This window comes from Streptomyces cahuitamycinicus (assembly GCF_002891435.1).
Taxonomy (GTDB): Bacteria; Actinomycetota; Actinomycetes; order Streptomycetales; family Streptomycetaceae; genus Streptomyces; species Streptomyces cahuitamycinicus.
In genome coordinates, this window is the sequence record NZ_POUC01000395.1 from 1 (window position 1) to 7,445 (window position 7,445).

The following is a 7,445-nucleotide window of genomic DNA, read 5'->3' on the forward strand; positions in this document are numbered from 1 at the left end:
GCCGAGTACTCGGGGGACGCCTGGGGGTGGGTCCGGGCCGGGGACCGGGTGACGTTGCTGCTGGCGGACGGCCTGGGGCACGGGCCGGAGGCCGCGCGGGCCTCGTCCGCCGCGGTCGCGGCGCTGCACCGCTGGGCCCACCTCTCCCCCGCCGAGTCGCTGCGGCGGCTGCACGACGCGCTGAGGGGCACCCGGGGCGCGGCCGTCGCCCTGGCCCAGCTCGACCTGCCGGCCGGGCGGCTGCGGTTCGCCGGCATCGGCAACGTGGGTGCGCGGCTGCGCACCGGCGGCGCCTGGCGCGCCCTGCTGTCGCGGCCCGGCATCGTCGGGGTCCACCGGCCCGCCACCCTCCGTGAGGAGGAGGCCGACTGGACGGGCGATCCCCTGCTGATCCTGCACACCGACGGTCTGCCCAGCCGCTGGACGCCGCCGTCCGGTCCCGGGCCGGCGCCGGCCGACCCGGCCGTGACGGCCGCCGTGACGATACGTGACGCCAGCAGTCCCGCCCGGCCGGTGCGGGACGACACCGCCGTGGCCGTGCTCACCTCGACCCCGCCGGAACACCCATGATGCGCACCTGGCAGATCACCACCGTCATCGACGCGGCCCGCGCCCGCATCTCGCTCGCGCGCCTGTCCGCCGCGTACGGCGTGCCCACCGTCGAACGGACCCGGCTGGCCGCCGCCCTCAGCGCCCACCTGCGGCAGTGCCTCACCAAGGGGGGCACGTGGCGGCTCACCATGGACCTTGCGGGCTCCCCCGCCGAGGAGGGGCTGCTGCACGTCGTGGTGACCCCGTCGCCTGAGGCCTGCGCCGCCGGGGAGCCGCTCTGGGAGGTCACCGTCCCCTGTCCCGAGACGGCCGAGGCCGCCGAGGACGGCACCGTCGCCGACGACCCCGCCGCACTGTCGGAGGCGCTGCTCGGCGCCGACGAGGACACGGCCGTCGTGCTGGACAAGCTCACCGAGCAGGAGGACCTGGTCTCCTTCCACCGCGATGAGCTGCACCAGACCAACCAGGGCGTGCTGGCCCTGCACGCCGAGCTCGACGCGGCCGGGCGAGCCCAACGCGAGGCCTTCGCCGCCGAGCGCAGGGCCCGCAACGAGGCGGAGAGCGCACGGCGCAGGCTGACGTTCCTCGCGGACGCGAGCGCCGTGCTGACGGCGTCGCTGAACCACGAGGAGATCGTGCGCCGGCTGCCGGACCTGCTGGTGCCGGAGTACGCGAGCAGCGTCGACGTCTGGCTCTTCGACCACGAGGAGGACAAGCACCGGTCGGCGCCGCATCCGGCCGCCGCCGTTGTCGCGGCCCGCACCGGGCGGCCCCAGTACGCCGCCGACCACCCCGGCAATCTGCCCGGCGTCGAGGACCAGCCGCCGTCGGCGCTGGATCCGGGGCGGCCGCTGCTGTGTGTGCCGCTGCCGACGCGGCGGGCGCCGCTGGGGGTCCTGACCCTGTCGCCGCCCGGCGCGCGCTGGGACCCGGACGACGCGGTGATGCTGATCGAGCTCACCCGGCGGGCCAGCATCGCCATCGACAACGCCCGGCGCTTCGAGCACAACCGTGACATCGCCGAAACGCTGCAGCGCGCCCTGCTGACGGATCTGCCCGCCACGCCGGGCCTCAGCCTCGCCGCGCGGTACCTTCCGGCCACGCACGGGCTGAACATCGGCGGCGACTGGTACGACGCGTTCCCCCAGCGGGACGGCGGTCTCATCACCGTCATCGGCGACGTGACCGGGCACGGTCTGCACGCGGCGGTCATGATGAGCCAGCTGCGCACCGCGCTGCGGGCGTACGCAGTCGACGGCGACAGCCCCGGCCGCCTGCTGACCCGGCTGCACCGGTTCCTGCACCATCTCCAGCCGGACCTGTACGCCACCGCCGTCATCGCCCGGTTCCACCCGGACGAGCCCACGCTGACCTGGGCCGCCGCGGGGCATCCGCCGCCGGTGCTGCGCCGGCCCGACGGCACCGTGCGCACCCTCGACGCCAAGCCCGGCGCGATGCTCGGCATCCCGCTCACCCAGGAGATCGCCGACCACACGGAACAACTGGAACCAGGCTCCACGCTCGCCCTGTACACGGACGGCCTGGTGGAGCGGCGTGCGCAGGGCATAGACCCGGGTATCGAACGGCTGGCCGCGGCGCTCGGGAGGTTCCGCTCGGCGGAGCTGGACACGGACCTGGAGGGCTCGGCGGACCGGCTTCTGCCTCCGCTGCTGAGCGATTCCGAGCGGGACGACGACGTGTGTCTGCTGCTGTGTCACGTCCAGGGTGGCGTCGGCTCCTGAGGGCCGACCGGCCGGCCGGGTGTGCACGCGTTCTTCACTCCTGCCTGGTGCTTTTCGGCCACGGTGCGGGCATGGTGGTGATCGACGCGTTCGTCTGCCTGCCGCGTCCGACTGGCGCACCCGGGGGACACACGGTGGGATCGAAGGGGTGCGAACCAGCGATCCAGGGGCAGTCGGAAGGCGTTCGAGGCAGACCGCCTGGAGCCGCAGAAAGGGATGAACACCGTGACACGACCCAGGATCCTGGTGGTTGGCGCAGGCTTCGCCGGCGTGGAGTGCGTCCGCCGTCTGGAACGGAAACTCTCCCCGGACGAGGCCGACGTCACGCTGGTGACGCCGTTCGCGTACCAGCTCTACCTGCCGCTGCTCCCCCAGGTCGCCTCCGGTGTGCTGACGCCGCAGTCGATCGCCGTCTCGCTGCGCCGCAGCAAGAAGTACCGCACAAGGATCATTCCGGGCGGCGCCATCGGCGTGGACCTTAAGTCCAAGGTCTGCGTCATCCGCACCATCACCGACGAGATCGTCAACGAGCCGTACGACTACATCGTGCTGGCGCCCGGCAGCATCACCCGGACCTTCGACATCCCCGGGCTGACGGACCACGCGTTCGGGATGAAGACGCTCGCCGAGGCGGCGTACATCCGTGACCACGTCATCTCGCAGCTGGACCTGGCCGACGCGAGCCAGGACCCCGTGGAGCGGGCCTCGCGGCTGCAGTTCGTGGTGGTCGGCGGCGGTTACGCCGGCACCGAGACCGCGGCGTGCCTGCAGCGGCTGACGCACGCGGCGGTCAAACGCTACCCGCGCCTGGACCCGGGCCTGATCAAGTGGCATCTGATCGACATCGCGCCGAAGCTGATGCCGGAGCTGGGGGACAAGCTCGGCAGCAGCGCGCAGGAGATCCTGCGCCGGCGGGGCATCGAGATCTCCCTGGGCACCTCCATCGCCAAGGCGGGCCCCGAGGAGGTCACCTTCACCGACGGGCGGGCGATCCCGACCCGCACGCTCATCTGGACCGCCGGGGTCGTCGCCAGCCCGCTCATCGCCACGCTCGGCGCGGAGACGGTCAAGGGACGGCTCGCGGTCGCCCCCGAGATGAACCTGCCGGGCGACGACGGGGTGTTCGCGCTCGGCGACTCGGCCGCCGTGCCCGACCTGGCCAAGGGAGAGGGGGCCATGTGCCCGCCCACCGCGCAGCACGCCCTGCGGCAGGGCAAGCACGTCGCCGACAACGTCATCGCGTCACTGCGGGGCCAGGTGATGAAGCCGTACGTCCACAAGGACCTCGGGCTCGTCGTCGACCTCGGCGGCACCGACGCGGTCTCCAAGCCGCTGGGCATCGAGCTGCGGGGGCTGCCCGCCCAGGCCGTGGCCCGCGGCTACCACTGGTCGGCGCTGCGCACCAACGTGGCCAAGACGCGGGTGATGACGAACTGGCTGCTCAACGCGGTCGCCGGTGACGACTTCGTACGGACGGGGTTCCAGGCCCGCAAGGCCGCACGGCTGAAGGACTTCGAGTACACGGACGCCTATCTGACGCCGGAGCAGGTGCGGGCGCAGGTCGAGGGGGCCGGACGGCCGGAGTAGGACCGGGCCGGACGGGAGCGTCCGCCCGTGGCATGCCATGCTGAGATACGGATCTTGGTGTGAGTCGGGAGAGAGTGCGGCGGCGTGAGGGCAGCGGGACGCGCGGTGCGGGCACGAGTGCGGGACCGGACCGCCGCGTCCGACCCCGGACTGCTGCGCCTGACGGCCGGGTTGCGGACGGTCGGCGCGATCGCTCTCACCCTGGCCGTGCTCTCCCTGCTGGGTGCCGATGTGCACCTCCTGGTGGCGGGGGCCATGGCGGCGATGGTCGCCACCTTCGCCATCCGGGAGAAGCAGCCGTCCGCACAGGCCGTGACGCTGGCGCTGGGCCTGCCGGTGGCCCTGGCCTCGGTGTCCCTGGGCGCGGTGCTCAACGCGCTTCTCTTCGTCGGTGACGTCTTCTTCGTCGTCCTGATCTTCTGCGCGGTCTACGGCCGCCGGTTCGGCGACCGGGGCACCGCGCTCGGGCTGATCGGCTTCCAGGTCTACTTCCTGTCCCTGTTCGTCGGCGCCACTGCCTCCACGCTGCCCGCGCTGTGCGGTGCCATGGCCGTGGCGTTCTGCTCCAGTGCCCTGATGCGGTTCGCGGTCGTGCCCGCCACGCCCACCGGTGTGCTGCTGCGGCTGCGCCTGGCATTCCGCGCGCGGCTGGCCCAGCTCGTGGCCGCGCAGGTCGAACTCCTCGACGCCCCCGCGGACGAGATGGACAAGGCGCTGGAGGCCGTGCGCGTGGGCACCGCGCGGCTGCACGAAACGGCCATGATGATCCAGGGACGGCTGGAGGAGGGCACCCCGGACGAGTCGGCGGCGCGGCTGGTGCAGCGCAGGATCGCGGACGCCGAGATCGCCGCCGAGCGGCTCGGGTTGTTGCTGCTGACCGCCCGCACCGCCGAACGGGCCGACACGCTCACCCTGCACCTGCCGGGCGCGCCCGCCCCGTCGGTGGCCGGGCCGGCCGTGCCGGAGGAGGCGGTCGTCACGCTCCGCCGCGATCTGCAGGCGCTGCACGCCCTGGTGCTGCGGGCGGGCAGCGGCGACACGGGCACCGGGCTGGCCCATGTGCGCAACCGGCTCCTGGGCTACCGGGACGAGGAGAACCTGCCGCCCGCGTCGGCCGCCGTCCAGGACGTCTTCCGCGGCATCGGCGAGTCGGCCCGCGCGGTGCTCGGTCTGCGGATCGCCCTGGACGGCCCGCCGGACGAGTCGGACGACACCCCCGCGACGGCCCGCTCCCGCGAGGAGCTGGACGCCGAGGACGCCGCGATCGAGGGCGGCGGCGAGGAAGCGGCGCAGGAGGAGCAGACGGGGCTGCGGCGGCCCACCACGCGCGCGGCCGTGCAGGTCGCCGTCGGGTCCTCACTCGCGATCGTGGGAGGCGAGCTGCTGTCCACGCAACGCTGGTACTGGGCGGTGCTGACGTGCTGGATCGTTTTCCTCAACACCGAGTCGACGGGCGAGATCCTGGTCAAGGGGTACCGGCGGCTGCTGGGCACGGTGTTCGGCGTGGTGGCCGGCATCGTCCTGGCGGGACTGGTCGGCCGGCACACCTGGACGGCGTTCGCCCTGGTCCTGGTGCTGATCTTCGCGATGTTCTACACGGCGCCGTTGTCGTACACGCTGATGTCGTTCTTCGTCACCGCGATGCTGGGGCTGCTGTACACGCTGCTGCACACCTACAGCCTCGACGTGCTCGTGCTGCGGATCGAGGAGACGGCGCTGGGCGCGGTCTGCGGGGTGATCGCGGCGGCGCTGGTCCTGCCGGTGCGGACGGATCGCCGTACGAACGAACTGCTCGGCACCGTGCTGGAGCGGCTGGCCGAGGTCACCGAGGCCGCGGTCGGCCAGCTCAGCGGCGGGCCGGCGGACGAACTGCTGGACAAGGCGCGCGACCTCGACCAGGCGCTGGCCGATCTGCGGGCCGCGACCCAGCCGCTGATCCATCCGGTCACCCCGCTGCGGACCCGGCGCCACACGGCCCGGTACGTGGTGGCGCTGCTGGAGACGTGCGCGTACCACGCGCGGACGCTGGCGGCGACCGCCGAGCTGCTGCCCACGCACCCCTCGATCGCGGCCGACCCGCGGCTGCGCGGGGCCGCCGGGCGCACGGTGCGCAACATCGAGACCATCGCGGCCAGGGTCGCCGACGAGCACGCGGGCGCGCAGGTCGAGACCGGGCCGAGCATCGCCTCCCTGCTGGGATCCGACGCCGGCACGCCGCGCTACGGCCGCATCACCGATCGCGTGCTGCGGCATCTGGAGCGGCTGGACGAGGCCGTGGTGGGCCTCGCCCGGCCGCTGGACGTGCCGGTGGCGGCACCCAAGGGGTGAGAGCCCCAAGGGTGAGAGCCCCAGGAGGGAGAGCCGCTGCCGGTCAGAAGTCCGTGGGCAGCCCGCTCACCTCGGCGATGCCCCGCAGCTCCTCGGTCTGTTTGTGCCGATCCCTGATGTAGTCGGCTATCTCGCCGAGGCGGGTCGGGTCGGACGCGGTGGTGGCGTCCGTGACGATCCTGACCGGGCCGGTGTCGTCGACGTGGAGTTCGACCACTTCGTTGTCCAGGCGGCCGGTGACGGCGGTGGCGATGACGAGGGCCACCTCGTCACGGACCTCCTGGGGGAGCTCGTCGTTGTTCCCGGAGTCGAGCGCGAAGTCGAGGCTGGACAGGCGTTCCTCTTCGATCGCCTCGAGGACCGGTTCCACCGCGCGCATCAGGAGGCGGTAGTCCTCCGTGTCCATCCGGATGCGCAGGAGGTCCAGGTACACGTCCACGGGCCGGCCGTCGCCATGCGGAATCTCGGAATCGCTCATTGGCTTCGTGTTCCCCGCAGAACGCGGCTCAGACGCGCCGCCACCGTGCCATGGCGAAAGAGAACACTCCGAAGAGCACCAGCCCGGCCGCGACGCAGACCAGCAGCCAGGGGCCGAGCGGGGTGCCGGCGAACGAGCGCAGGGTGTCGTCAAGACCTTTGGCCCGGTCCGGTTCGTAGTCGATGGCGGCGCGGACGGCGAAGACACCGGCCACGGCGAACACCAGCCCCCGGGCGGCGCCGCCGGCCACGCCGGTGACGTCCACCAGCCGCCGCGTCCGGTGACTCATCTGGCCCAGCCGGAGCTTGTCGTGGTACTTGCGCAGCACCGCGCGTACGGCGATCCACCCACCGGCGCCGATGACCGCGAGGCCTGCGGCACCGACCAGCCACTGGCCGGCGGGAATCTCCAGGGCCCTGGCCGTCGCGTCCCGGGACTGCTGGTCGCTGGATCCACCGCTCTGGTGGCGGCTGGCCGCGAACGACAGCACCGAGTAGGCGACGAAGACGTAGAAGGCGAAGCGGACCGCCGCCATCAGCCGCTTGCGGGCGCTGCGGCCGTCCTTGCCGATCGAGCCGAAGAGCGCCTCGGACAGCCGCCACAGGGCCATGCCGACGAGCCCGATGCCCAGTGTCCACAGCAGCACCGCGCCGTACGGCTTCTGCGCCAGTTCCTGCAGCGCTCCCCCGCGGTCGGCCTGCCGACCGGTGTCGCCGAAGGCGATCTGCAGGGCCAGCGCTCCGACGAGCAGATAGATC

6 protein-coding genes are annotated in these 7,445 nt (G+C 72.9%); 4 read left to right on the forward strand and 2 right to left on the reverse strand.

The genetic code is table 11. From position 1 onward, the window contains the following. From C1J00_RS34405 to C1J00_RS34420, 4 genes are all read left to right on the forward strand, one after another. Window positions 1-570 (forward strand): SpoIIE family protein phosphatase (locus tag C1J00_RS34405; protein ID WP_180989797.1); only part of this gene is annotated, 570 nt, incomplete at its 5' end. Next, window positions 567-2,294, forward strand: a complete 1,728-nt coding sequence (locus tag C1J00_RS34410; RefSeq protein WP_102912883.1) for a PP2C family protein-serine/threonine phosphatase — start codon at window positions 567-569, stop codon at window positions 2,292-2,294. The genes C1J00_RS34405 and C1J00_RS34410, both read left to right, overlap by 4 nt. Window positions 2,295-2,510: 216 nt before the next feature. Further along, window positions 2,511-3,881: an NAD(P)/FAD-dependent oxidoreductase gene (locus C1J00_RS34415; protein WP_102912884.1), complete on the forward strand. Its 1,371-nt coding sequence runs from the start codon at window positions 2,511-2,513 to the stop codon at window positions 3,879-3,881. Between the two features lie 84 nt (window positions 3,882-3,965). Continuing rightward, window positions 3,966-6,209 (forward strand): FUSC family protein, encoded by a 2,244-nt coding sequence (locus tag C1J00_RS34420; protein ID WP_102912885.1) that lies wholly within the window; start codon window positions 3,966-3,968, stop codon window positions 6,207-6,209. A 43-nt stretch (window positions 6,210-6,252) separates the two neighbouring features. On the opposite strand, the gene C1J00_RS34425 is transcribed toward C1J00_RS34420, so the two are convergent. Both C1J00_RS34425 and C1J00_RS34430 read right to left on the reverse strand, forming a co-directional pair. Continuing rightward, window positions 6,253-6,687 (reverse strand): hypothetical protein, encoded by a 435-nt coding sequence (locus C1J00_RS34425; protein WP_102912886.1) that lies wholly within the window; start codon window positions 6,685-6,687, stop codon window positions 6,253-6,255. 28 nt (window positions 6,688-6,715) lie between these two features. Beyond that, window positions 6,716-7,444 (reverse strand): DUF1206 domain-containing protein, encoded by a 729-nt coding sequence (locus C1J00_RS34430; RefSeq protein ID WP_245936612.1) that lies wholly within the window; start codon window positions 7,442-7,444, stop codon window positions 6,716-6,718. Between the last annotated feature and the right edge of the window lies 1 nt (window position 7,445).